Origin of the sequence: Flavobacterium sp., assembly GCF_035195345.1 — a bacterium.
GTDB lineage: Bacteria > Bacteroidota > Bacteroidia > Flavobacteriales > Flavobacteriaceae > Flavobacterium.
In genome coordinates, this window is record NZ_CP136574.1 from 1,802,814 (window position 1) to 1,826,367 (window position 23,554).

22 protein-coding genes are annotated in these 23,554 nt (G+C 33.1%); 13 read left to right on the plus strand and 9 right to left on the minus strand.

Annotated elements, in window-relative coordinates; genetic code table 11:
- Positions 1-58: 58 nt before the first annotated feature.
- Both RSE15_RS08735 and RSE15_RS08740 read right to left on the minus strand, forming a co-directional pair.
- A complete protein-coding gene (locus tag RSE15_RS08735; RefSeq protein ID WP_324067608.1) occupies positions 59-1,651 on the minus strand; it encodes a S8 family peptidase in 1,593 nt (530 codons plus the stop codon).
- A 68-nt stretch (positions 1,652-1,719) separates the two neighbouring features.
- Positions 1,720-2,580 carry an MBL fold metallo-hydrolase gene (locus RSE15_RS08740; RefSeq protein ID WP_324067610.1) on the minus strand — a complete coding sequence of 287 codons (861 nt, stop codon included), beginning with the start codon at positions 2,578-2,580 and terminating at the stop codon, positions 1,720-1,722.
- A 166-nt stretch (positions 2,581-2,746) separates the two neighbouring features.
- On the opposite strand from RSE15_RS08740, the gene RSE15_RS08745 reads away from it, so the two are divergent.
- The 10 genes from RSE15_RS08745 (at position 2,747) to RSE15_RS08790 (ending at position 10,619) form a co-directional block, all read left to right on the plus strand.
- Positions 2,747-3,076, plus strand: a complete 330-nt coding sequence (locus tag RSE15_RS08745; RefSeq protein WP_324067612.1) for a HesB/IscA family protein — start codon at positions 2,747-2,749, stop codon at positions 3,074-3,076.
- A 10-nt stretch (positions 3,077-3,086) separates the two neighbouring features.
- Complete coding sequence (gene sufB / locus RSE15_RS08750; protein ID WP_324067614.1) at positions 3,087-4,535, plus strand: Fe-S cluster assembly protein SufB; 1,449 nt, start codon at positions 3,087-3,089, stop codon at positions 4,533-4,535.
- 132 nt (positions 4,536-4,667) lie between these two features.
- A complete protein-coding gene (sufC, locus tag RSE15_RS08755) occupies positions 4,668-5,420 on the plus strand; it encodes a Fe-S cluster assembly ATPase SufC (RefSeq protein WP_324067616.1) in 753 nt (250 codons plus the stop codon).
- A gap of 1 nt (position 5,421) precedes the next feature.
- Complete coding sequence (gene sufD, locus RSE15_RS08760; protein ID WP_324067618.1) at positions 5,422-6,738, plus strand: Fe-S cluster assembly protein SufD; 1,317 nt, start codon at positions 5,422-5,424, stop codon at positions 6,736-6,738.
- Positions 6,739-6,792: 54 nt separating this feature from the next.
- On the plus strand, positions 6,793-8,007 hold the full coding sequence (locus RSE15_RS08765) for an aminotransferase class V-fold PLP-dependent enzyme (protein WP_324067620.1): 1,215 nt from the start codon (positions 6,793-6,795) through the stop codon (positions 8,005-8,007).
- An 11-nt stretch (positions 8,008-8,018) separates the two neighbouring features.
- Positions 8,019-8,768, plus strand: a complete 750-nt coding sequence (locus RSE15_RS08770; protein ID WP_324067622.1) for an META domain-containing protein — start codon at positions 8,019-8,021, stop codon at positions 8,766-8,768.
- A gap of 7 nt (positions 8,769-8,775) precedes the next feature.
- The gene (locus RSE15_RS08775; RefSeq protein WP_324067625.1) at positions 8,776-9,195 is read left to right on the plus strand and encodes a SufE family protein; all 420 of its coding nucleotides are present in this window, start codon (positions 8,776-8,778) and stop codon (positions 9,193-9,195) included.
- Positions 9,196-9,267: 72 nt separating this feature from the next.
- A complete protein-coding gene (locus RSE15_RS08780) occupies positions 9,268-9,684 on the plus strand; it encodes a GxxExxY protein (protein WP_324067626.1) in 417 nt (138 codons plus the stop codon).
- Between the two features lie 33 nt (positions 9,685-9,717).
- Positions 9,718-10,041, plus strand: a complete 324-nt coding sequence (locus RSE15_RS08785) for an SUF system Fe-S cluster assembly protein (protein WP_324067628.1) — start codon at positions 9,718-9,720, stop codon at positions 10,039-10,041.
- Between the two features lie 74 nt (positions 10,042-10,115).
- Positions 10,116-10,619: a DUF2480 family protein gene (locus RSE15_RS08790; RefSeq protein WP_324067630.1), complete on the plus strand. Its 504-nt coding sequence runs from the start codon at positions 10,116-10,118 to the stop codon at positions 10,617-10,619.
- An 18-nt stretch (positions 10,620-10,637) separates the two neighbouring features.
- On the opposite strand, the gene hflX is transcribed toward RSE15_RS08790, so the two are convergent.
- From hflX to RSE15_RS08810, 4 genes are all read right to left on the minus strand, one after another.
- On the minus strand, positions 10,638-11,861 hold the full coding sequence (gene hflX, locus RSE15_RS08795; RefSeq protein WP_324067632.1) for a GTPase HflX: 1,224 nt from the start codon (positions 11,859-11,861) through the stop codon (positions 10,638-10,640).
- Positions 11,862-11,952: 91 nt separating this feature from the next.
- Positions 11,953-13,329: a DUF5689 domain-containing protein gene (locus RSE15_RS08800; protein WP_324067633.1), complete on the minus strand. Its 1,377-nt coding sequence runs from the start codon at positions 13,327-13,329 to the stop codon at positions 11,953-11,955.
- 6 nt (positions 13,330-13,335) lie between these two features.
- The gene (locus tag RSE15_RS08805) at positions 13,336-13,971 is read right to left on the minus strand and encodes a choice-of-anchor J domain-containing protein (RefSeq protein ID WP_324067635.1); all 636 of its coding nucleotides are present in this window, start codon (positions 13,969-13,971) and stop codon (positions 13,336-13,338) included.
- 11 nt (positions 13,972-13,982) lie between these two features.
- Positions 13,983-16,751, minus strand: a complete 2,769-nt coding sequence (locus RSE15_RS08810) for a carboxypeptidase-like regulatory domain-containing protein (RefSeq protein WP_324067636.1) — start codon at positions 16,749-16,751, stop codon at positions 13,983-13,985.
- 139 nt (positions 16,752-16,890) lie between these two features.
- Between RSE15_RS08810 and RSE15_RS08815 the strand changes: the two genes are divergently transcribed.
- The 3 genes from RSE15_RS08815 (at position 16,891) to RSE15_RS08825 (ending at position 20,413) form a co-directional block, all read left to right on the plus strand.
- Positions 16,891-18,006: an endonuclease/exonuclease/phosphatase family protein gene (locus RSE15_RS08815; RefSeq protein WP_324067638.1), complete on the plus strand. Its 1,116-nt coding sequence runs from the start codon at positions 16,891-16,893 to the stop codon at positions 18,004-18,006.
- 94 nt (positions 18,007-18,100) lie between these two features.
- Complete coding sequence (locus RSE15_RS08820; RefSeq protein WP_324070442.1) at positions 18,101-18,640, plus strand: 3-hydroxyanthranilate 3,4-dioxygenase; 540 nt, start codon at positions 18,101-18,103, stop codon at positions 18,638-18,640.
- 252 nt (positions 18,641-18,892) lie between these two features.
- Entirely contained in the window at positions 18,893-20,413 is a 1,521-nt protein-coding gene (locus RSE15_RS08825; RefSeq protein WP_416380770.1) for an L-piperidine-6-carboxylate dehydrogenase, read from the plus strand.
- Between the two features lie 110 nt (positions 20,414-20,523).
- On the opposite strand, the gene RSE15_RS08830 is transcribed toward RSE15_RS08825, so the two are convergent.
- The 3 genes from RSE15_RS08830 to RSE15_RS08840 form a co-directional block, all read right to left on the minus strand.
- Positions 20,524-22,059 (minus strand): DUF723 domain-containing protein, encoded by a 1,536-nt coding sequence (locus tag RSE15_RS08830; RefSeq protein ID WP_324067640.1) that lies wholly within the window; start codon positions 22,057-22,059, stop codon positions 20,524-20,526.
- Positions 22,060-22,241: 182 nt separating this feature from the next.
- Positions 22,242-22,676 carry a lipocalin family protein gene (locus tag RSE15_RS08835; protein WP_324067642.1) on the minus strand — a complete coding sequence of 145 codons (435 nt, stop codon included), beginning with the start codon at positions 22,674-22,676 and terminating at the stop codon, positions 22,242-22,244.
- A gap of 284 nt (positions 22,677-22,960) precedes the next feature.
- Positions 22,961-23,536 carry a PhnA domain-containing protein gene (locus RSE15_RS08840; RefSeq protein WP_324067644.1) on the minus strand — a complete coding sequence of 192 codons (576 nt, stop codon included), beginning with the start codon at positions 23,534-23,536 and terminating at the stop codon, positions 22,961-22,963.
- Positions 23,537-23,554 lie beyond the last annotated feature (18 nt).

Here is a 23,554-nt window from a genome sequence, read left to right on the forward strand (position 1 = left end):
TACAAGACAGCTTATATCTTGTAGGATTTTGAAATAGTTATGTAATTCTTTACGACTGTTATTTAGCCATTTTTGCCGCTAAAACTAAGGCATTATAAGCATTTACAATTCTGCCCGATTTTGATGCATCAGCAAAATTAGCTTTATGTTTGTCTTCACCAATAGTTACAGTGTTTTTTAAAGGAGTTCCACTTTCCATAATGATTTGTTTTACTTGAACAGCAGTTAAACTAGGATAGTACGAACGAATTAATGTTGCAACACCCGCCACATTTGGAGAAGCCATTGATGTTCCTTGTAAATATTCATACGTGTTTAAAGGTGTTGTTGCATATATCTCATCTCCTGGAGCATAAATATCTACATTGTTTTTTCCGTAATTAGAAAAATCAGCAATCATTTTACTTCCATAAGCTGGAGAAAGAGCACCAATAATTAATACGTTTTTAGCAAATTCTGGACTTCCATCGTAAGTGTCATTTGGATATTTGTTCGTAACATCTAAATCAAATGATTCATTTCCAGCAGCAATTACTACTAAAACATCTTTTGATTCTGCGTATTTAATAGCATCGATTACCCATTCTTTTTGTTGTGAATAGTATTTTCCGAATGAACCGTTGATTACTTTAGCACCATTATCCACCGCATAACGAATTCCTAAAGCGATATCTTTATCATATTCATCACCATTAGGAACTGCTCTTACCGTTAATATTTGAGCATTATTAGTTACACCATCACCACCAAGATTATTTCCTCTAACTTGAGCTACAATTCCAGCAACGTGTGTTCCGTGTTTTGCTTCTTTTGGCTCAGGACCAACTACATTATTGTTTCCGTATTTCGTGTCGTTCAAATCGTTTGGATTATCACCCACAATTTTTCTACCATCAAACTCAACATTTAAATTATAGTTTATTTGTCCATAAACATAGTCTTTAAATTCTTCAATTTGAGCATCAAATTCAGCCTTGGTAGATTTGCTTAAAATTTGCGTAAACATAGCTTTTGCTTGTTTAACCCCAGTTTCATCCGATTGAATTGCTTTTACTTCTTCTAGCGTAAAATCACTTTTTTTAAGGAAAGTTGCTACTGTTTTCTCAGTATTTAATATAAAATCTAATTGTTGTTTTTGTGGCTGAATTCCTTTTAGCTCTTCCTCTAATTCCGCTTTCGCTTTATCATAATCTGGAGTTCCAGGCCCTTTTTTAACAATACGCGTCATTTCTAATTGTTCATGAACAGCATCCCCTAAGAAATTCCACCCATGTATATCATCAATGTATCCGTTTTTGTCATCGTCAATGCCATTTCCAGTAATCTCTTTTGGATTGGTCCAAATCACCGCTTTCAAATCTTCGTGATTGATATCAACGCCTGAATCTACAATTCCAACGATAACTTTTTTACCCTTTTTTCCTTTGATTAATTCTTTATAAGCTTTGTCAACACTCATTCCAGGAATCGTGTCTTTTACTAAATCTAAATGACTCCAACGTTTTAAATCATTTTCTGCAACTGGAGTAGTTTTTAAAGGTAAATTATTAATATTTTCAACTGGAGTTGAAACCATTTTTTGTGTTCCGCAACTTGCTAAAGCAAAGGCAAAAGCTAAACTTAAGTATAGAGGTCTAAAATTTCTCTTCATTTTTTAATTAATTAAATTTCAGTTATTGGACTGATATGTTGTGTAATTGTTACAATTAAATAACTTTTTTATTTTAAAATGTCTTCACTTTTAAAAACTTCTTTTAATCGAACCCCTTTTTCTGTTTTTTCTACCGTAATAATTTCATTGTGTGCATCGTGCTCTAAAAACAAATAATAATTATTTTCTGCAGCAGCATTCATGAATTTTGCTTTTTCGTCCAATGTTAATAAAGGTCTTGTGTCGTAACCCATAACGTAAGGAATCGGAATATGTCCGGCAGTTGCTAATAAATCACCACAAAAAACGATGGTTTTTGCGTTGTAATTGATATGTGGTAACATTTGTTTTTCGGTATGCCCGTCCGCAAAGAAAATTCCAAAACCAAGTTCCGATTCAGATAAAAAATCACCATCTGGCCTTTTAATAAAATTCAATTGACCACTTTCTTGCATCGGAATGATGTTTTCATGAAGAAATGATGCTTTTTCTCTTGAATTAGGTTTTGTTGACCATTCCCAATGGTTTTCGTTGGTCCAGAATTTTGCGTTTTTAAAAGCTACTTCGTAACCCGTTTTGTCTTTGTTCCAATTCACGCTTCCTCCACAATGATCAAAATGCAAATGCGTCATAAACACATCGGTAATATCATCGCGGTGAAAACCAGCTTTTTCTAGCGACTTATCTAATGAATGGTCACCCCAAAGCGAATAATAGCCAAAAAATTTATCCGATTGTTTGTTGCCCATTCCAGTATCAATTAGTGTCAAACGATTTCCGTCTTCAATTAGTAAACATCTTGCAGCGATGTCAATTAAGTTGTTTTCATCGGCCGGATTGGTTTTATTCCAAATGGTTTTTGGAACTACGCCAAACATAGCACCACCGTCTAATTTAAAATTTCCGGCTTCTATTGGATATAGTTTCATTTTTATATAAATTTCCTGCAATTTACAAAAATTGATAATACATTTTTCCAACATGCTTTATAAATAAAATTTATACTTTAATAAGTTATAAAAATGTTAGCAATTCTTGTAAAAAGTAATTTATAACTTATCTTTGCCGTTAATTTAGACAAAATCAAAATAAGAAATGATTAAAGTATCTGATACAGCAAGTAAAAAAATCATCAGCATGATGCAAGAAGATGGTTTTGACGCAGCCAAAGATTACGTGCGAGTAGGCGTAAAAAGTGGTGGTTGTTCCGGTTTGTCTTATGAATTGAAATTTGACAACCAAATATGTGAAAACGATAAAATATTTGAAGATAATAATGTAAAAATTGCCGTTGAGAAAAAGAGTTTTCTTTATTTGGCAGGAACAATATTAGAATTTTCAGGTGGTTTAAACGGAAAAGGATTTGTTTTTAACAATCCAAATGCACAAAGAACGTGTGGATGTGGAGAGAGTTTCTCTCTATAAATCAAAAATTATGAGTAAATATACTGAGGACGACTTAAAAGTCGAATTAGAAAATAAAGAATACGAATACGGATTTTATACCGAATTGGACTCGGAAACGTTTCCTGTTGGGCTAAATGAAGACATTGTTCGTGCGATTTCAAAGAAAAAAGAAGAGCCTGAATGGATGACCGAATGGCGTTTAGAAGCCTTCAGAGCTTGGCAAGAAATGATTGAGCCTGAATGGGCAAATGTGCATTACGAAAAACCAGATTTTCAAGCAATTTCGTATTATTCAGCACCTAAAAAAGCCGATCCTAATAAAAAATTAGAAGATGTGGATCCTGAACTTTTGGCGATGTACAAAAAGTTAGGAATTTCGGTTGATGAACAAAAGAAAATGAACAATGTAGCGATTGATATCGTGGTAGATTCGGTTTCTGTAGCCACGACTTTCAAGAAAACATTAAACGAAAAAGGGATTATTTTTTGTTCGATTTCGGAAGCGATTAAAGAACATCCAGAATTAGTTCGTAAATATTTAGGAACCATCGTTCCGCAGAAAGATAATTTTTATGCGGCTTTAAATTCGGCGGTTTTCTCGGACGGAAGTTTCTGTTATATTCCAAAAGGTGTTCGTTGTCCAATGGAATTATCAACCTATTTCCGTATCAATCAAGGAGGAACAGGTCAGTTTGAAAGAACGTTACTAATTGCTGATGAAGGAAGTTATGTTTCTTATTTAGAAGGTTGTACGGCGCCAAGTCGTGATGAAAACCAATTGCACGCTGCTGTTGTAGAATTAATTGCGATGGACGATGCCGAAATCAAATATTCAACTGTTCAAAACTGGTATCCAGGAAACAAAGAAGGCAAAGGAGGAGTTTATAACTTCGTTACCAAAAGAGGTTTCTGTGAGAAAAACGCTAAAATTTCTTGGACACAAGTAGAAACAGGTTCGGCGGTAACTTGGAAATATCCATCAGTTGTGTTGAAAGGCGATAATTCAATTGGAGAATTTTACTCCATTGCAGTAACCAACAATTATCAACAAGCCGATACCGGAACGAAGATGATTCACTTGGGTAAAAATACCAAATCGACGATTATCTCTAAAGGAATTTCAGCAGGTAAATCACAAAATAGTTATAGAGGATTAGTGCAAATAGGAGCAAGAGCTGAAAATGCTCGAAATTTCTCACAATGTGATTCGTTGTTAATGGGGAATAATTGTGGTGCACACACATTCCCATATATCGAAAGTAAAAATGCTTCGGCAAAAATTGAACACGAAGCTACGACTTCAAAAATTGGTGAGGACCAAGTGTTTTATTGCAACCAACGCGGAATTCCTACCGAAAAAGCAATTGCCTTAATCGTAAACGGTTTCAGTAAGGAAGTATTGAATAAATTGCCAATGGAATTTGCTGTGGAAGCGCAGAAATTGTTGGAAATTTCGTTAGAAGGTTCAGTAGGATAGTTTTGTTTCAAGTTTCAGGTTTCACGTTATACCTGAACGTAAAAACAATTAGAATAGAATTTAAAATTAATTTAATATAAACGTTTCAAGAACAACATTTCATAAACTTGAAACTTTAAACCTGAAACTAAAATGTTACAGATAAAAAACTTACACGCTTCGGTAGAAGACAAAGAAATATTAAAAGGAATCAACCTAGAAATTAAAGCAGGAGAAGTACATGCGATTATGGGACCAAATGGTGCCGGAAAATCAACATTATCTTCTATTATTGCTGGAAATGAAAATTATGAAGTTTCTGAAGGAGAAATCTTTTTAGACGGTGAAGAAATTTCAGAATTAGCACCTGAAGAAAGAGCACACAAAGGTGTTTTCTTATCGTTTCAATATCCTGTAGAAATTCCTGGAGTTTCGGTAACGAATTTCATTAAAACCGCAATTAACGAAAAACGTAAGGCAAACAATCAAGACGAAATGCCGGCGAATGAAATGCTGAAGTTAATTCGTGAAAAATCAGAATTATTGGAAATGGACAGAAAATTCTTGTCGCGTTCTCTAAACGAAGGTTTTTCGGGTGGTGAAAAGAAACGTAATGAAATTTTCCAAATGGCAATGTTGGAACCAAAAATCGCAATTTTGGACGAAACCGATTCAGGTTTAGACATCGATGCATTACGAATTGTTGCTAACGGAGTGAATAAATTGAAAAACGAAAACAACGCCGTTTTAGTGATTACGCATTACCAACGTTTATTAGATTATATCGTTCCTGATTTTGTTCACGTTTTAATGGATGGAAAAATCGTAAAAACAGGTGGAGCAGATTTGGCTTTAGAGTTAGAAGAAAAAGGATACGACTGGATTAAAAACGGACAAGTAGTATAACATGGAGTTGAAAGATAAATTATTAGCTTCTTTCATGGCTTTTGAAGAAAAGATTGATACACATTCTGAACTTCACGAGTTAAGAAGTCATGCCATAAAAAATTTCGAAAACAAAGGTTTCCCTACTAAAAAAGAGGAAGCTTGGAAATACACATCCTTAAATGCAATTTTAAAGAATGATTTTTCGGTTTTCCCGAAGAAAGAAAATGCGATTGAATTTAAAGACGTAAAAAAGTATTTCTTACACGAAATTGACACATATAAAGTAGTTTTCATCGACGGAATTTTCAGTTCGTTTTTGTCTTCAACTACACATGATGGTTTAGATGTTTGTTTGATGTCTTCGGCATTGACAAAACCTAAATATAAAATGATTGTTGATACTTATTTCAATCAAATTGCAAATAAAGAAGATAGTTTAACGTCTTTAAACACAGCATTTTCATTGGAAGGAGCATATATCAACATCCCGAAAAGTAAAGTGGTTGAAAAGCCAATCGAGATTATTTATTTCTCTACAGGAAATGAAGCAGCTTTGATTGTACAACCTAGAAATTTAGTAATTATTGGAGAGAACGCTCATGTGCAAATTGTAGAGCGTCATCAGAGTTTGAATTCGAATCCCGTTTTAACGAATTCGGTTACCGAAATTTTTGCTCAAAAACGTGCGATTGTTGATTATTACAAAGTGCAAAACGATGTGCAAACTGCGAATTTGATTGACAATACATACATTGCACAAAAGCAAGAGAGTAGAGTAGCGGTGCATACGTTTTCGTTTGGTGGAAACATTACGAGAAACAACTTGAATTTCTATCACCAAGGTGAAAGAATCGATTCAACTTTGAAAGGAATTACCATTATTGGTGATAAACAACACGTAGATCATTATACGTTAGTCCAACACGCCACACCAAATTGCGAAAGCCACCAAAACTATAAAACGATTTTACACGATAGTTCAACCGGAGTTTTCAACGGAAAAATCTTCGTAGAAAAAGAAGCTCAAAAAACAGATGCTTTCCAACAAAATAATAACATTTTAATTGGCGATAAAGCTACCATCAACGCAAAACCACAATTGGAAATTTTTGCTGACGATGTAAAATGTTCTCACGGTTGTACGATTGGACAATTAGACGAAAGCGCGATGTTCTACATGCAACAACGAGGCATTCCTAAAAAAGAAGCCAAAGCTTTGTTGATGTATGCGTTTACAAGCGAAGTAACAAACAGTGTAAAAATTCCAGAATTAAAAGCAAAGATTGCTCGTATTATCGCTGATAAATTAGGCGTGAATATGGGATTTGATTTGTAATATATAAGACCGCTTCATTGCGGTTTTGTTTTATAAAAAATAAAAAATATCAATATGTTTGATGTTCAAAAAGTAAGAGCTGATTTTCCCATTTTATCGCAAAAAGTAAATGGAAAACCCTTGGTGTATTTTGATAACGGTGCCACTTCGCAAAAACCGCAAGTGGTTATTGATGCTATTTCGAAATATTACAGCGAAATCAATGCTAATATTCACCGTGGTGTGCATACGCTGAGTCAATTGGCTACGGATGCGTATGAAGTGTCAAGAAATACGATTCAAAATCACTTAAACGCAAAGCATAATCACGAAATCATTTTTACTTCAGGAACTACGTTCGGAATCAACTTGGTGGCGAATGGTTTTGCAAGTTTACTAAAAGCAGGTGATGAGGTGATGGTATCCGCTTTGGAACACCATAGTAACATTGTGCCTTGGCAATTTTTATGTGAAAGAACTGGAGCGAAGTTGGTGGTTATTCCAATGAATCAAAAAGGAGAATTAATTCTTTCAGAATTTGACAAATTACTTTCCGAAAAAACGAAAATCGTAACGGTAAATCACATTTCAAATGCGTTAGGAACTGTTAACCCAATTGAATACATCATCAAAAAAGCACATGGAGTAGGAGCAGCCGTTTTAATAGACGGAGCACAAGCAACTCCTCATTTACGACCAGATGTGCAAGCTCTGGATTGTGATTTTTATGTTTTTTCAGGTCATAAAGTGTGTGGTCCAACAGGCGTTGGAATTTTATATGGAAAAGAAGAATGGTTACGCAAATTACCGCCCTATCAAGGTGGAGGCGAAATGATTGCTGAGGTTACGTTCGAAAAAACAATTTACGCCGATTTACCGCATAAATTTGAAGCCGGTACACCAAACATCGAAGGCGGAATTGTTTTAGGAACGGCGATTGATTACATGAATGCAATCGGTTTTGATAACATTGCGGTCTACGAACAAGAATTATTAGAGTATGGAACTAAAAGATTACAGGAAATAGAAGGTTTAACGATTTTTGGAACGAGTGAAAACAAAGCTTCAGTAATTTCATTTAATATCGAAGGCATTCATCCTTATGACATTGGCACAATTATCGATAAGTTAGGTATAGCGGTTAGAACCGGGCATCATTGCGCCCAACCTATTATGAATTTTTTCAATATTCCAGGAACCATTAGAGCAAGTTTTGCTTTTTACAATACCAAGGAAGAAATTGATATCTTTGTAGAAGCGGTTAAAAAAGCACAAATGATGTTGTCTTAAAAATAAATATTATGAAATCATTATTTTCTATTTTTTTAGTGTTTTTTTTATCGAAAGGTTGTTCGCAAGAGCAGTTTATATCGGATGTAAAAATTTCATATGGTGCGAATTCAAGAGGTTTTCACAGAACCATTCAAATTGAAAATAAAACCTTTTCAGTTATTAACACAAGAGATGGTAAGCCAGAAGTTGTTGAATTATCTGATGAACAATGGAATCAACTTGGGAAATTATATTCTAAAATCGATTTAAAAACTTTTAACGATTTAGAAGGTCCTACCATGGAACGTGCTTATGATGGGAAAGCACATGCCGATATGTCAATTATTGTAAAAGATAAAACGTACACCACAAAAGGTTTTGACCATACAATTCCGCCAGCTAAAATTAAAGAATTTGTAGATTACATTAATAAATTAGCAGATGATTCTGTTGTAAAAAATCCAGTTTTAGGTAGTTATTCTGTAGAAGAGTTGTTGTCAAATGATGTCAGTAAAAAGGAATATTTTATTAGTTTTGATGCGGAGAAAGTATCGGGTTTTATGGGTTGTAATATGTATTCAGGCATATACAAATTACAAGATGAATCAATTTCTTTCGGTCCTATGATGTCAACCAGAAAATATTGTGAAAATGCAATGGAAAACGAAACATTATGGTTTAAAGTTTCCACTGAAGTTACCTATTTTAAAATTGAAAACAAAACCATTTTATTATACGATAATGAAAACAAGTTGATTTTAAAAGCAACTAAAAAATAATTTTTTAATGACGATTAAAGAGATACAAAACGATATTGTAGACGAGTTTTCTATGTTTGACGACTGGATGCAACGCTACGAATACATCATCGAGTTAGGAAAAACACTTCCATTAATTGATGAACAATACAAAATAGACGAAAACATCATCAAGGGTTGTCAATCCAAAGTTTGGGTTCATGGAGAAGAACAAGGTGGAAAAATAGTTTTCACAGCAGATAGCGATGCCATTTTAACGAAAGGCATTATTGCTATTCTTATTCGTGCTTTTTCTAATCAATCTCCTAAAGATATTTTAGAAGCTAACACCGATTTTATTGACGAAATAGGATTAAAAGAACATTTGTCGCCCACTAGAGCCAATGGTTTGGTTTCGATGATAAAACAAATAAAAATGTATGCGTTAGCTTTTCAATCGAAGCAATAAACCAAAAAATCAAACATATAAGCCATATAAGTTTTTACAATATGATATACACCACTAAAATTAATACAAGCCATGAAGAATGTAACAAAAACAAAATTAAAAGATTTAGTTTATCAAGTTAACGGAGCCGCAATAGAAGTTCATAAAAGATTAGGACCAGGATTGTTAGAAGCAGTTTATCACCAGTGTCTGATTAAGGAATTAGAATTACGTAATATAAATTCAATTTCAGAATGCAATATTCCAATCAATTACAAAGGATTTGAATTGGAATCAATACTAAGATGTGATATTTTAGTTGAAAACATTTTAGTAGTTGAATTGAAAGCAGTGGCGGAAATGAATCCAATTTATGAAGCTCAACTTTTAACTTACATGAACTTATTGCAAATGCCAATAGGATTATTAATTAATTTTAATGTCAAGAACATTTATTACGAAGGACAACAAACATATGTAAACGAAATATATAAGACATTATGGGATTAACTTATATGGCTTATATGTTTAAAAATTTAAAAAATGGAAGAATTTAACGACACAATCAACTTAGGCGAAGATGTAGTCAAAGTTTTAAAAGGAATTTTTGACCCTGAAATCCCAGTAGATATTTACGAATTAGGGTTAATTTACGATGTGATGATTAATGAAGATAACGATGTAAAAATCTTAATGACGTTAACTTCACCAAATTGCCCAGTAGCTGAGACGTTACCAATGGAAGTGGAAGAAAAAGTAAAATCTATCGATACTGTTAAATCATGTGAAGTAGAAATAACTTTTGATCCGCCTTGGAGCAAAGATTTAATGAGTGAAGAAGCAAAATTAGAATTAGGAATGCTTTAAAATAAGTAAGCAGTGTTCAGTTTTTAGTTGGTAGTTTGCTGAACACTAATTACTGAACACTGAAGACTATAAAAATGGATGAAATAGTAAACAAAGTAGCACAAAGTTCTTTGATGGTATTCGATTTAGAAGATTACTATCCAGATAATAATGTAGTGGATTTAGATATTTCGCAATGGTTGTTGGAAGGATTTATCTTAAAAGAGTCCGATTTTAGAGCACAATTAAAAAGCAACGATTTCTCGTCTTTTCAAGATAAATACGTGGCTATCTATTGTTCAACAGATGCTATTTTGCCTGCCTGGACTTTTGCTTTAGTTACTGTGAATTTAGCACCCTATGCTTTAAAAGTTATTCATGGAACTAAAGAATTGGCCGTTATTGAATGGTATCAAGATATTTTAAATAAACTCGATTATACCGATTATTTTCAAAAGCCAGTAATTTTAAAGGGATGTTCTAAAAAATCAGTACCCAATCAGGTGTATACTTTAGCGATTCAAAAACTACTAAAAGTTGCGAAAAGCGTGATGTTTGGCGAAGCGTGTTCGGCAGTGCCTTTATACAAGAAGAAATAACCGATTTAAAGTCTTTTTTTATTCGTTTTCAACGGCGTCTTTATAATCGGGATATAAAAATTTATTGTAAGGAAATCGTGTGATATGAATTTCTCTTACAGCTTCGTACACTTTTTCTCTGAATTCTTCAAAATTGGCTTTTTCTGTGGCAGAGATAAAAAGGGTATTATTTTCACCTAATTTACTCATCCAAGTTTGTTTCCAATCTTCTAATGTGTAATGTTTGGTTGTTTTTTCAATACTTAAATCATTTTCATCGAAATAAACCGATTGATAAGCATCAATTTTATTGAAAACCATGATAGTTGGTTTATCGGCACTTTTAATATCTTGTAAAATTTGATTCACCGAGGAAATATGATCTTCAAAGTCAGGATGCGAAATATCTACTACATGAAGCAATAAATCAGCTTCTCTAACCTCATCTAACGTACTTTTAAATGATTCAACTAATTGTGTTGGAAGTTTTCTAATAAATCCTACGGTATCACTTAAAAGAAACGGTAAATTCTTTATAACGGTTTTACGAACGGTTGTATCTAATGTGGCAAATAACTTGTTTTCTACAAACACATCACTTTTTCCAATAGCGTTCATCAAAGTTGATTTTCCAACATTGGTATAACCTACTAAGGCAACACGAACCATGGCGCCACGATTGCTTCGTTGGGTTGCCATTTGTTTATCAATTACCTTGATTTTTTCTTTTAGTAACGAAATCCTGTCACGTACAATACGACGGTCGGTTTCAATTTCGGTTTCCCCAGGACCACGCATACCAATTCCTCCTTTTTGACGTTCTAAGTGTGTCCACATTCCGGTTAAACGAGGTAATAAGTATTGGCATTGTGCTAATTCAACTTGCGTTCTTGCATAAGAAGTTTCGGCTCTTTGGGCAAAAATATCCAAAATAAGATTGGTTCTGTCTAATACTTTACAGTCTAATTCTTTGGTAATGTTTTTGGATTGTGAAGGCGTTAATTCATCGTCAAAAATTACGGTTTTAATATCGTTATCTTTGATATAATATTTGATTTCTTCTAATTTCCCTGTCCCTACAAAAGTCTTCGGATTGGGTTTGTCCATTTTTTGTGAAAAACGTTTTACAACAGTTCCACCAGCAGTAAAGGTCAAGAATTCCAATTCGTCAAGATATTCGTTTAGTTTATCTTCGCTTTGGTTTTGCGTTACTATTCCAACTACAATTGATTTTTCAAAGTCAATAACTTCTTTCTCTAACATATTCGTTCTTTATAGATTACAAAGGTACAAAATAGCAAGAATAAAAAAAGCGACTCGTTTGAGTCGCTTTAGATATAATTTAATATTGTAATTAGTTAATTACAATATTATCTATTTGCATTGTAGTTGTTGGTCCACCAGAACCATTTCCAATATATTCAAACACAAAAAACCCATTTCCAGTAACTCCGACAGGAATATTATAAATACCACTTGCCGTAAAGTTTGTAGGATATCCACTTGGTAAGCCAGGAGAAATCGTAAAACTAGAAGTAATATCTGTTAATGTTGCGGAAGTAATTTGTGACCCAGGAGTATAATTTGTAGTGTAATATACTTTTAATACATTACCATTGTGGAAACCAGCTTTTGTTTCAAATGAAAGCGTATTTGCTGCTGTCATGTTAACAGGAACAATAAACAATGATCTGTTTGCTTCTGGAGTTCCTCCAAAAGAAGACATTTGTATATAGGTATTAGTTGGAGTTCCAAACGTTTTTCTTTGCCAATATCTACTTCCTACAGCAGCATCATTGATGTATTTTGGAAAAATTTGTTGATTTGTTGTAGTGTAGGATGTAAAAGGCTCGTTTAGAGTTGCATCATAAACAATTGCAGAACCTCCAATTGGGGGGTTCAAATCAATAGCTAATCTAGTGTCAGTTAAATTAACGTCATTAATAGTTCTTATCATAAATTGGTAATCACTATTGTATTTAGTCATTACACCTCTTATTTTACCATTAAGCGAAGGAACAGCATTTGAAGCAAATGTTGCAAATTCGCTAACTCTTACGATTACTTTGTTTCCAAATTGATCTGTAATTTCATGATTAGTTGCACCACCAATGCTATTAAGCGTAGCATCGTAATATTTTTTTCCTAAAGATGCATCTGTAAATTGAACGCCATCAAACTCCATCAACATATTTAAATATTGGTCGTTTTTTGCAGCAGTTATTGTTAAGTCTTTAACAATATCATTTTCATTAACATTTTCACATGATCTTAAAATCACATCTTTATATTCAACACCAGAAATTCTTCCAACTCCACCGTTGTATGAAGAACCTAAAACAGTACTACCATGTTGTTTGTTATAGTATCTGTTTTTATCTAGTTTAATGGTAACTTTTCTTCCTGGTTCAAATTCTGTATACAAGTTGTAATTATCTACAGGCATACTAAATCCTTTCAATCCATCTAATGACATCATTGAAATTGATTTATAAAAGTTTCCGCCTTCATCACTTGAAGTAACATAAGCCTCAATATAATCTATATTTTCTCCTGTTGTATATTGAACAGTAGTTGCAGTCGCAATATTTGTAATATCAGAAACTTCTTTCGTTTTAGCGATGGTTACACAATCATTTGATAAATCAGGTGTACCATAATCATCGCCATTAACGCAACTCAATAAACTCGCAAAAACAGCTGTTGTTACTACTAATTTTATATTTTTCATAGCTATTTAGTTTTTAGTGATCTTAACATTGTCTAATTGTAAAGTAGTAGTTACACCAGCTTTACTTCCGGTATATTTGAACGCAATTCTTACATTATCGCTTTCATAAGAACTAAGGTCAATATTTCCACTACTTACAAAAACATCATTTGTAGTTGGTGCAGTAAACGCTAGCGGAGTCCATGTTGCAGTAGCAATTCCACTAGTTGTTCCATCATAATCAGTTGAAATAAATACAGTTAATGGATAACCATTAGCAAATCTTGTTTTTGTTACAAAAGATAAAACCTCACCTGTTGTAGCTGTTAAATCTAGTTCTGGAGTAATTAACCAAGCGACATCATTTGTACCTGTTGCAGAATAAAACGAAGAAAATTCCGCGTAAATATTATTGCTAAATGTTCTAGCATGCCATAAGCGAGCTGATGCTGGACTTGATGTTGATCCATTATAGTTTATCCATCCTTCTAAAGTAATTGGCACCTCAACTGAACCACTTCCAGTTGTAGAAGTTTCAAAACCTTCGTTAAATGCATAAGTATACACAGTAGGAATAACATAATCATCATCTCCTACACAACTTGTTAAAGCACTTATACTAAGTGCCAACAAGAAAATTGTTTTTAAAAATTTTATTTTCATAGTATATTTTTTTAGAAGTTTATGTAGAAGTTAACAAAGAATGTTCTTCCGTATCCGTAAAAATATTTAGATCCAAAAGAAGGTGTTCCGTTAGCTTGGTCAGCTTGTAAATCTGGGAAAGTTGCTTTTCTTGATTGTTCAAATCCACCTGTTTTGTAGGTGATATCAAAAACGTTATTTACTGACGCAAAGAATCCTACTGTGTTACGATTGGCTTTGCTTATTCTCCAAGATTTTCCACCCGTTAAATTAACTAATGTAAAACTATTAAATTTTTCTTGTTTAAGGATATCCCTAACCGTTTCAGGTGTAGCTCCAGAATAATTATCACCTGTAGCTCCATCAATACTGAAATTATCTGTTCTTAAAATATTTGCAAAATCAACATAACTATTAGCTAAATAGTTAACGTTAGCTCCAATCCACCAGAAATTAGGATCTCTGTATTCTAAACCAAATGAAGCCGCTGTTTGTGGCATACCTGGTTGGTGATAGTTTTTCATATAAACCGTACCAAAGTCTGTTAAAGAGTTATTTCCTGCAGCAGCTAATGCATCATCGTTTGTTTTTAACTTAGCATTGTCTGAATAAATATACTGACCATAAGAAGCAGCAGCAGTTGCTTTGATAGTTGAAGTAATTTGGAATTCTAAACCAAGTTCAGCACCCATATTTTGTTTTTCAATTCCAGTAACAATCTCACTTACAAAAGTGTCTTCATCGCCACCATCATCACCACCAATTCCTTCTCCATAGAAGAAAGCAATTTCAGTAGCATTTTGAATTTTAGAATAGAAACCTGTTATACGCGCTTTGAATTTTGGAGCTCTTAAGATATAACTTCCATCAGCACTTGTAATGTTCTCACTTTCTAAGTCTGGAGTAATTACATTGTTCATTCTAGCATTAGAAAAAGAGTTTCTTAAACTGGGTGCTTTAGTTTGGTATAAACCGTTGAAATCTAAGTAATTTCTTCCGTTTAATTTATAAGTTAAACCTCCTTTGAAGCCGAAGTTTTCAAATGTGATGCTTTCTCCTTTTCCAAAAGAATTATCAGCATAGATTCCATTTCTGTACAAACCTTCTCTTTGATATTCTGTTCTAGAGAATGATTGTGCTAAATAGAAATCAGCTTTATCATAAGTAAATTTAAATTGTGTAAATCCATCAAATGTTAATGCATGTAATAAATAGTTATAACCATAAGAATCATTTTCACCAATTTGTCTGTTTGGGTTATTTAAGTCAGACTGACCAGCATCTCCAGAATAAAAAGGATCGATATCTAAGAAATATTGACCACCCAATAAATCAATTAAGTTTTGATGATTGTGTGAGCGAAGTTTTCTGAAATTTGCACTAGCAGTTAAGCTTACATTTTCAGAAATACTTGAATTTAAAATACTATTTGCGCTTAATTGATTGTCATCTGTTCTGTCTTCATACAAAGCATAAACACTTCTTCCTGGAAATGCACTATTTTGGTTGGCAATGTACATTGCATTCCAATTTATTTGACTATTATTCAAGAAAAATGTTTCAGCAGAAGCAGCACCTGCGGCATCTCCTAAATTACTATAATAACTTGGTAAATTTTTGTAGTAGGTTGGGTCTGGATTGTTTCCTATTTGGAAATCTAATCTAGAATTTCCAATTGCTCCTGTTTGAAAGGCAACATTTGTATTTAAAGTTGTTCTTTCTGTAATTTTCCAGTAGTGTGATAACATTGCAATAGGCTCTTCAACGTTTTTCTCTCTAGAGTTACGTTTTTCGCCATCTTGCCATCCCCAATAAGAGTTGTATTTAATTCCCATTAAATCGTTCACTTCTTTTGTGTTTGGAGAGTTTTTTCCTCTACTATTTTGAGCATAAATTGCAGTTAAGTTAATGCTGTGTTTGTCGTTTATTTTTTTCTCAACACTTGCAAACAATGAATTGGCAGCATAGTCAGTTCCTTCAAAATAGCCTTCTTGAGCCCATCTTCTTGATGCAGAAACAACAAACGCCCATCCTTCTTTGTTCATCCCAGAGGCATAAGTACCCATGGTTCTCCAACTATAATTGGTATTCGTTCCCGACATAGAGATTCTAGATCCAGGACGGTAGAATGAAGCTCTTGTGTTGATTTCTTGTGTTCCCAATGCACTACCAAATGTATAATCTGAAGGCGCAGAACCCATTGTAAATTCTTGATTTCTTGTGGCATCATTTAAACCACCCCAGTTACTCCATTGTGGTCTTCCATCATACAGTTTATTCATTGAAATACCATTAATCATGGTTACTCCATATTCATTATCTAAACCTCTAATTCTAAAACGAGATTGCCCCCAGTTAAATGCAGCAGCTTGTTGGTATGTATCTCTCGTGGCTTGTAATAAACCTGAAGTACTTTCCGACCCACTGTTATCATCTCCTAAGTCATTTTCAGTGATAGTAACTAAACTCAACTGTTGTTCAGAAGTTACATCTTCTTCTAAGACCACAACCCCTAAATCCAATGGTTCCCCATTGTTAGGTTCTAATACAAACGTCTGTTGGTTGTATCCTGTAGACTTAACTACTAATACTTGTTCCCCAGCAGGAAGTGATTGAAAAACAAAATTTCCGTCAAAATCAGTCAAAGCAGATTGATTGGTGCTTTGAATGGTTGCAACAACATTTTGTAAAGGTTTTTGACTTTTAGCATCGATAACCTTACCTTTTAAGGCTGGACTTTGCTGTGCAAAAACAAAAACGGCTTGTAGCACTAGTAAAGTGCTTAATACAAGTTTTTTCATAGAGAAAATTATAATTAATACTTATTTAACGTTAAGTGGTTAAAAACTTAACAGCCTACAAATGTATAACATTTAATAATATTATTTACCTTTGGCTCCCAATTTGTAATAAGCTTGATATTAATATAACATTTAATTTATGAAAATTAAACACCTTTTGGCTGTATTTACCGTGATTTTGTCTATCAATAGTGCTTTTTCTCAGGATAAAAAATTTAAGGTGCATACGGTTGCATTTTACAATTTTGAAAATTTGTTTGATACAATTAACGATCCCGATACATATGATGAAGAATATACTCCTGTGAACGGTTGGACAAAAAAGAAATATAAAAAGAAATTAGATAATTTAAGTAGAGTTCTAATTGAATTAGGTACAAGCGAAAACCAAAAAAATTCACCAGTTATTATTGGTGCTTGTGAAATTGAAAACAGAAGAGTGTTAGAAGATTTAGTAAAACATCCTGCCTTAATTAATAAAGGATATAAAGTAGTACACTTTGATTCGCCAGATAAACGTGGAATTGATGTTGGTTTTTTATACCAAGAAAAGTATTTCCAACCAACAAGCTACATCAATGTTCCTCTGTATGTATATGAGTCAGAATCTGCGACTGATAAAAAAGACAAAAAAGAAGATGAAGAGGTTGAAGAAAACGTTAACTACGATAAAAAGACAAAAAGAATTTATACTCGTGACCAACTCTTAGTTACTGGTTTGTTAGACGGTGAAGAAATTAATGTTATTGTAAACCACTGGCCATCACGTTCTGGTGGAGAGAAAAAAAGTAGTCCTTACAGAGAAGCGGCGGGTAGATTAAACCGAAAAATAATGGATTCAATCATAAAAATTAACCCAAAGGCTAAATTCATTACCATGGGAGATTTAAATGATGGTGCATATAATAAAAGTGTGAAACAAGGTATTGGCGCTAAACTTAAGAAAACAGAATTAAAAGAACCAAGAGACGTTTACAATCCATTTGAGCAAATGGCTAAAGACGGACACGCTTCTTTATTTTACAGAGATTCAGGTGATATTTTTGACCAAATTATGGTAAGCCAACAATTAATTCCTGCGGATAATAACGATTATAGTTCGTTCAAATATTGGAAGGCGGGTATTTACAACAAACCTTTCTTAATTCAGAAAACGGGTCAGTACAAAGGATATCCACTTCGTAATCAAAACGGAGTTCCTGGATTCTCGGATCACTTCCCAGTTTATATTTATTTAGTGAAAGAAGTGAAGTAATTCCAAAGTTAATAATTTAATAAGGTTAGTTTGTAACAAAAAGTACAGCTAACCTTTTTTCTTTTTAGTAACTTTACGTTTTAAATTAAAAATGATGGCAATAGGAAAACCGTTTAATTTACAAAAGTGGATTGAGGACAACAAAGCATTGTTAAAACCACCTGTGAGTAATAAGAATTTATATGTGGAATCTGATGATTACATTGTAATGGTTGTGGGTGGACCCAATGCACGAAAAGACTATCACTACAATGAAACCGAAGAATTATTCTATCAGTTAGAAGGTGAAATCACCGTTTACATTCAAGAAGATGGCGAAAAGAAAGCTATGAAACTTTCAGCAGGCGATATGTATTTACATCCTGCTAAAGTACCACATTCACCAGCAAGAACGGAAGGTTCTATCGGATTGGTAATCGAAAGAAAACGTGTTGGCAAAGGATTCAATGATGGTTTATTGTGGTTTTGCGATAATTGCAATCATAAATTACACGAAGTATATTTCGAATTACACGATATAGAAAAGGATTTTCTACCGCATTTCAGTACGTTCTACAATTCAGAAGAAAAAAGAACCTGCAAAAAATGTGGCACCGTAATGGAAACCAATCCTAAATTTACAATTAAGAAATAAATCTCTAACCACATAGAAACATATAAAAAAGAGAACGAGATAGACCATTCTGGTTAGATAGAGGTCTATGATTTCTCATGTTAAGTGAAACGACTTTATCTGAGTATAGTAACCTATGATTCTATGTGGTTAAAATTTTAAAACACAATTACATTTACGGAGTTACAATATATTTTTTATCTTTGATAAAAATTTAACAAAAACCGAATAAAAAGTTATAAAATGATATCTGAAGCAGCAATTCAATTTGGTATGCAAGACGCTTTGCAACAATTAGGCATTAAAGAAATTAACGAAGGAACTTCAACAGGTTCTAAGTGGTTTTCAAATGGAAAAATCATCGAATCCTATTCACCAGCAACAGGAGATTTGATTGGAAAAGTAAAATCTTCAACAAAAGAAGATTACGAAACAGCTATGAGTGCTGCAGAAGAAGCGTTCAAAACATGGCGTTTGGTTCCGGCTCCAAAAAGAGGGGAAATCGTTCGTCAAATGGGAGAAGAATTACGTAAACACAAAGAAGCATTAGGAAAATTAGTGTCTTTTGAAATGGGTAAATCGTATCAAGAAGGTCTTGGAGAAGTTCAGGAAATGATTGATATCTGTGATTTCGCAGTAGGTTTATCACGTCAATTACACGGATTAACTATGCATTCAGAACGTCCAATGCACAGAATGTATGAGCAATGGCATCCGTTTGGAATTGTTGGAATCATTTCGGCTTTCAATTTCCCAGTAGCGGTTTGGTCTTGGAACACGATGTTAGCTTGGATTTGTGGTGACGTTTGTATTTGGAAACCAAGTTCAAAAACGCCTTTATGTGGTGTTGCGTGTCAAAACATCATTCAAACGGTATTAGAAAGAAACAATTTACCAGAAGGAATCAGCTGTTTAGTGGTGGGTAACGAATCGGGTGATTTAATCAATAACGACAAACGTATTCCATTAGTATCGTTTACAGGTTCTACAAGAATTGGTCGTCATGTATCAAAAACGGTAGCTGAGCGTTTTGGAAACACTATCTTAGAATTAGGTGGAAACAACGCAATTATCGTTTCTAAAGAAGCTGATTTATCAATGGTATTGGTAGGAGCAGTTTTTGGAGCAGTAGGAACAGCAGGTCAACGTTGTACATCAACGCGTAGATTAATTGTTCACGAAAGTGTTTACGATAAAACTTTAGACGTTTTAGCAAAAGCGTATGCACAGTTAAAAATTGGAAATCCATTAGATGCTAACAATCACGTGGGGCCACTTATCGATAAAGGTGCGGTGCAAGATTACTTAAACGCGATTGAAAAAGCAAAAGCAGAAGGCGGAAGAGTAATTGTAGAAGGTGGTGTTTTAGAAGGAAAAGGATACGAAAGTGGATGTTATGTAAAACCATGTATTATTGAAGCTAAAAACGAGTTCGAAATCGTGCAACACGAAACATTTGCACCTGTTTTATACGTAATGAAATACAGTACCATTGAAGAAGCGATTGCAATGCAAAATGCAGTTCCTCAAGGATTATCTTCTTCTATCTTTACCAACAACATGAGAGAAATGGAATTATTCCTTTCGGCAGCAGGTTCTGATTGTGGTATTGCTAACGTAAACATTGGAACTTCTGGTGCTGAAATTGGTGGTGCTTTTGGTGGTGAAAAAGAAACAGGTGGTGGCCGTGAATCAGGTTCTGATGCTTGGAAAGCCTACATGAGAAGACAAACGAATACCATTAACTACGGAACAGCGTTACCATTAGCGCAAGGGATTAAGTTTGATTTGTAAAATTAGTGATTAGTGAAAAGTAATTAGTGATTAGTTACTTTTTGGATATAGAAAAACCCTGCAATTGCAGGGTTTTTTAGTTCTTGTGGGTAGAATTCTATTCCTTATGATTAGTTTAAATCATTATTTTTTAATTTTTCTAATAAGTAGTCTTCAACGTTATTATTATCATACCTTACTATTATTAGTTTAATTTTATTTGATTCAAGATAACCATATTTTATTAAGTCTCTTTTTTGAGTTTGAATTAAACCATTTATTCCACCAAATACAGCAATTGGTTCATAATGTTGTAATCCATTATATTCAATTACTGTGCCATATTCAGGTAAATAAAAATCACAACGTAAATTATTTTTATGAATTAAATCTTCAAACTTTTTCTGCTCCTCATAAACAATATTATATTTTTCTAAAATAAGTCTAACTAATGTTTCACCTCTACTACTTATACATTTTGGACATCCACTACCTCTATAATGGTTTCTAGGAGATTGAGTAAATATTCCATGTTTAGAACATTCAATTTCAATTGGTTTAAAGATGTTTATATAATTTAATTCAGAATATTTATATTTATTACCATGTATTAAAATGGAACGATTAACAAATTCATTGAAGTTAATTTGTTTTTTTTCACCATTTTCAGATTGTCCACATTTTTTACAACCTGAGCCTGAATAATGAAGGAAAGGTTTTTGATCAAACCAACCATGTTTTTTACATTTTATTTTTATTTTAGTCGAAACATCAACAAATGAATTTTGATTATATTCATATTTATTCCCATGAGTAACTAAAAATAAATCATGAACAGCATCCCAACCTATTTGATTTTTTTTAGCTGTCCTCTCAATACCACATTTTGGACATCCTGTTTTCATAGATATGTGTGAATGAGGTGTTTGTTCGAAGAAACCATGCTCATAACAAAAAACACTCATCTTTGAGGTATAATTAATGTAAGTATCTTCTTTATAAGCGTAAAGATTGTTGTGAATTTTTTCTGCTCTTTCTAAAAAAACAGAATAGTCTAGAATAATATTCTTAATTGCTTCAATTCTTCCACATTTAGGACAGCCTTGTCCGTTATAATGACTATTAGGCTTCATATAAAAAGAACTATGAATGGGACAAATTATTTCAACCTTAGTTTGACTATTAATATAGTTAACCTTGGTATAATCATATTTTTTACCATGAATTAAACTAACACTATTAACAAATTCTTCAGTTGAGTATCTTTGAGATTGAGTTTTTAATATCTGAGCACAATTAGGACAACCTTGACCTTTAATGTGATTTCCTGGTAGTTGTTCGAATTCACCATGTATTCTACAAATAATGACAACCTTATCTTTTTTAGATTTTATTTCAGCCTTTGAATAGTCATAAAGTCCACCATGTTTTTTATTTGAACGCTCTAAAAATGAATTTTGATTTAGAGCAATATAACCATTGCATATTCTACATCCTTGACCAGCCAAGTGTTTTTGAGGTGATTTAAGAAAATCTCCATGTATTTTACATGTAATTATTACATTTTCACTACTATTATTATAAACTACTTTTGAGTAATCGTATTTACAGTTGTGAATAGTTGATGCTTCAATAATAAATTCATCCAATGTTTTTTTCCTTGGCATTTTGTATATATTAAATCTCAGGTTCTTATGGAAATCTTTTCTATAACAAATATACCAAAATAGTAAAACCAAAAACCCCACAAATCAAATTTGCGGGGTTTTGTTTTTTTATGTTCACGGAATAATTTACGCAATCGATGTGGTAATAAATCCGCGAGTTCGGGCTATAATACTTATTTTGATTAGTTAATTTTTTTAAAGTAACCAACATTTTTAAAAATTGTTCCTCCCAAGGATGTTTCTATAAATTCAATTTTCAAATCTGTTGTTGTTAGATATGTTACTGTACCAGTAGTTATAGAACCATTAGAATTATTAGTAAGTGTAGTGCCATTAAAAGTATAAGTGCCGCTTTCATCAACAGAAGTAACACAATCTACGTCTTTGTCTATTGATTCATAATTTCCATTAGTTTTGAATTCTATATAATCTGGACAAGTTGAATTTTCCTCTACAGTTATTTCTGTATTATCAAATTGATTATCTGTATAATAATCAAATTTTTCTGTTCTCCACTTACCAACAATAGATGTAGTTGAATTATTGTCGTCATCATTACTACAACCTGTACAGATTAATGTTAAAACAAATGTCAATTTTAATAATAATTTTTTCATAATAGTTTTTAATTTTAGAGTTTTTCAAATGTAATAATAAATTTATTTGTTCAACGGTTTTACTTTTTTTTATGTTTTAAAACCAGATACTCGATAATAAGGAATTGCATTCCGTGCCTACAAGCTACTTCAAAACAAAGCTACTGAAATAATTTTATCTATTTTTAAGTAGTATACAAATAATACTTACAAGGTCAAAAAGACCTTGCAGGAAATAGAAAAACCCCACAAATCAAATTTGAGGGGTTTTGTATTGTGATATTGCCACATCGGCACATTGAAAATTACTTCGTTTTCTTCACGTATTGCGTCAAAATATAAATACTTTGGTTTTCTACTCTACCTTCAATCAAGTTCGCATCGTCCCAAACTAATTTAATGTTATGTACGGCAGCTCCACGTTTTGCGGTAAAAGTAGCGCCTTTTACATCTAAATCTTTAATTAGTACAACTGAGTCCCCATCTAATAAGGTTACACCGTTGCTGTCTTTATGTACAATTTTATTTTCGTCTTCTTCTTCACCTTCACCCGTTGCTTTTGCCCATTCTAACGCTTCTTCATCAAGATACATCATCTCTAATAAATCGGTATTTTTTAAACGCGCTAACATTCTCCATGATACAATTTGAACAGGTAAATGCTCACTCCACATACTTTCCGATAAACCTCTCCAGTCTTTTTCATCGGTAGTTTCTGGGTTCTCAATTTGGTCTTTTAGGTGTTTTGCAATTAACACACTATTTTCAACCGTTCTTTCATTGGTTGGTGGCAATACATATACAACTAAGTCATGTTCCGTACCACTAATTTCGCAAACTGAACCACTACGGTCTTTCAGTTTTCTTTCTATTACACTCATTTTGAATGGATTTTACGT

Bases quoted from the DNA above. Each gene is read 5' to 3' on its own strand.
- RSE15_RS08735 (WP_324067608.1), bottom strand. From the start codon at position 1,651: ATGAAGAGAAATTTTAGACCTCTATACTTAAGTTTAGCTTTTGCCTTT.
- RSE15_RS08740 (WP_324067610.1), bottom strand. From the start codon at position 2,580: ATGAAACTATATCCAATAGAAGCCGGAAATTTTAAATTAGACGGTGGT.
- RSE15_RS08745 (WP_324067612.1), top strand. From the start codon at position 2,747: ATGATTAAAGTATCTGATACAGCAAGTAAAAAAATCATCAGCATGATG.
- sufB (WP_324067614.1), top strand. From the start codon at position 3,087: ATGAGTAAATATACTGAGGACGACTTAAAAGTCGAATTAGAAAATAAA.
- sufC (WP_324067616.1), top strand. From the start codon at position 4,668: ATGTTACAGATAAAAAACTTACACGCTTCGGTAGAAGACAAAGAAATA.
- sufD (WP_324067618.1), top strand. From the start codon at position 5,422: ATGGAGTTGAAAGATAAATTATTAGCTTCTTTCATGGCTTTTGAAGAA.
- RSE15_RS08765 (WP_324067620.1), top strand. From the start codon at position 6,793: ATGTTTGATGTTCAAAAAGTAAGAGCTGATTTTCCCATTTTATCGCAA.
- RSE15_RS08770 (WP_324067622.1), top strand. From the start codon at position 8,019: ATGAAATCATTATTTTCTATTTTTTTAGTGTTTTTTTTATCGAAAGGT.
- RSE15_RS08775 (WP_324067625.1), top strand. From the start codon at position 8,776: ATGACGATTAAAGAGATACAAAACGATATTGTAGACGAGTTTTCTATG.
- RSE15_RS08780 (WP_324067626.1), top strand. From the start codon at position 9,268: ATGAAGAATGTAACAAAAACAAAATTAAAAGATTTAGTTTATCAAGTT.
- RSE15_RS08785 (WP_324067628.1), top strand. From the start codon at position 9,718: ATGGAAGAATTTAACGACACAATCAACTTAGGCGAAGATGTAGTCAAA.
- RSE15_RS08790 (WP_324067630.1), top strand. From the start codon at position 10,116: ATGGATGAAATAGTAAACAAAGTAGCACAAAGTTCTTTGATGGTATTC.
- hflX (WP_324067632.1), bottom strand. From the start codon at position 11,861: ATGTTAGAGAAAGAAGTTATTGACTTTGAAAAATCAATTGTAGTTGGA.
- RSE15_RS08800 (WP_324067633.1), bottom strand. From the start codon at position 13,329: ATGAAAAATATAAAATTAGTAGTAACAACAGCTGTTTTTGCGAGTTTA.
- RSE15_RS08805 (WP_324067635.1), bottom strand. From the start codon at position 13,971: ATGAAAATAAAATTTTTAAAAACAATTTTCTTGTTGGCACTTAGTATA.
- RSE15_RS08810 (WP_324067636.1), bottom strand. From the start codon at position 16,751: ATGAAAAAACTTGTATTAAGCACTTTACTAGTGCTACAAGCCGTTTTT.
- RSE15_RS08815 (WP_324067638.1), top strand. From the start codon at position 16,891: ATGAAAATTAAACACCTTTTGGCTGTATTTACCGTGATTTTGTCTATC.
- RSE15_RS08820 (WP_324070442.1), top strand. From the start codon at position 18,101: ATGGCAATAGGAAAACCGTTTAATTTACAAAAGTGGATTGAGGACAAC.
- RSE15_RS08825 (WP_416380770.1), top strand. From the start codon at position 18,893: ATGCAAGACGCTTTGCAACAATTAGGCATTAAAGAAATTAACGAAGGA.
- RSE15_RS08830 (WP_324067640.1), bottom strand. From the start codon at position 22,059: ATGCCAAGGAAAAAAACATTGGATGAATTTATTATTGAAGCATCAACT.
- RSE15_RS08835 (WP_324067642.1), bottom strand. From the start codon at position 22,676: ATGAAAAAATTATTATTAAAATTGACATTTGTTTTAACATTAATCTGT.
- RSE15_RS08840 (WP_324067644.1), bottom strand. From the start codon at position 23,536: ATGAGTGTAATAGAAAGAAAACTGAAAGACCGTAGTGGTTCAGTTTGC.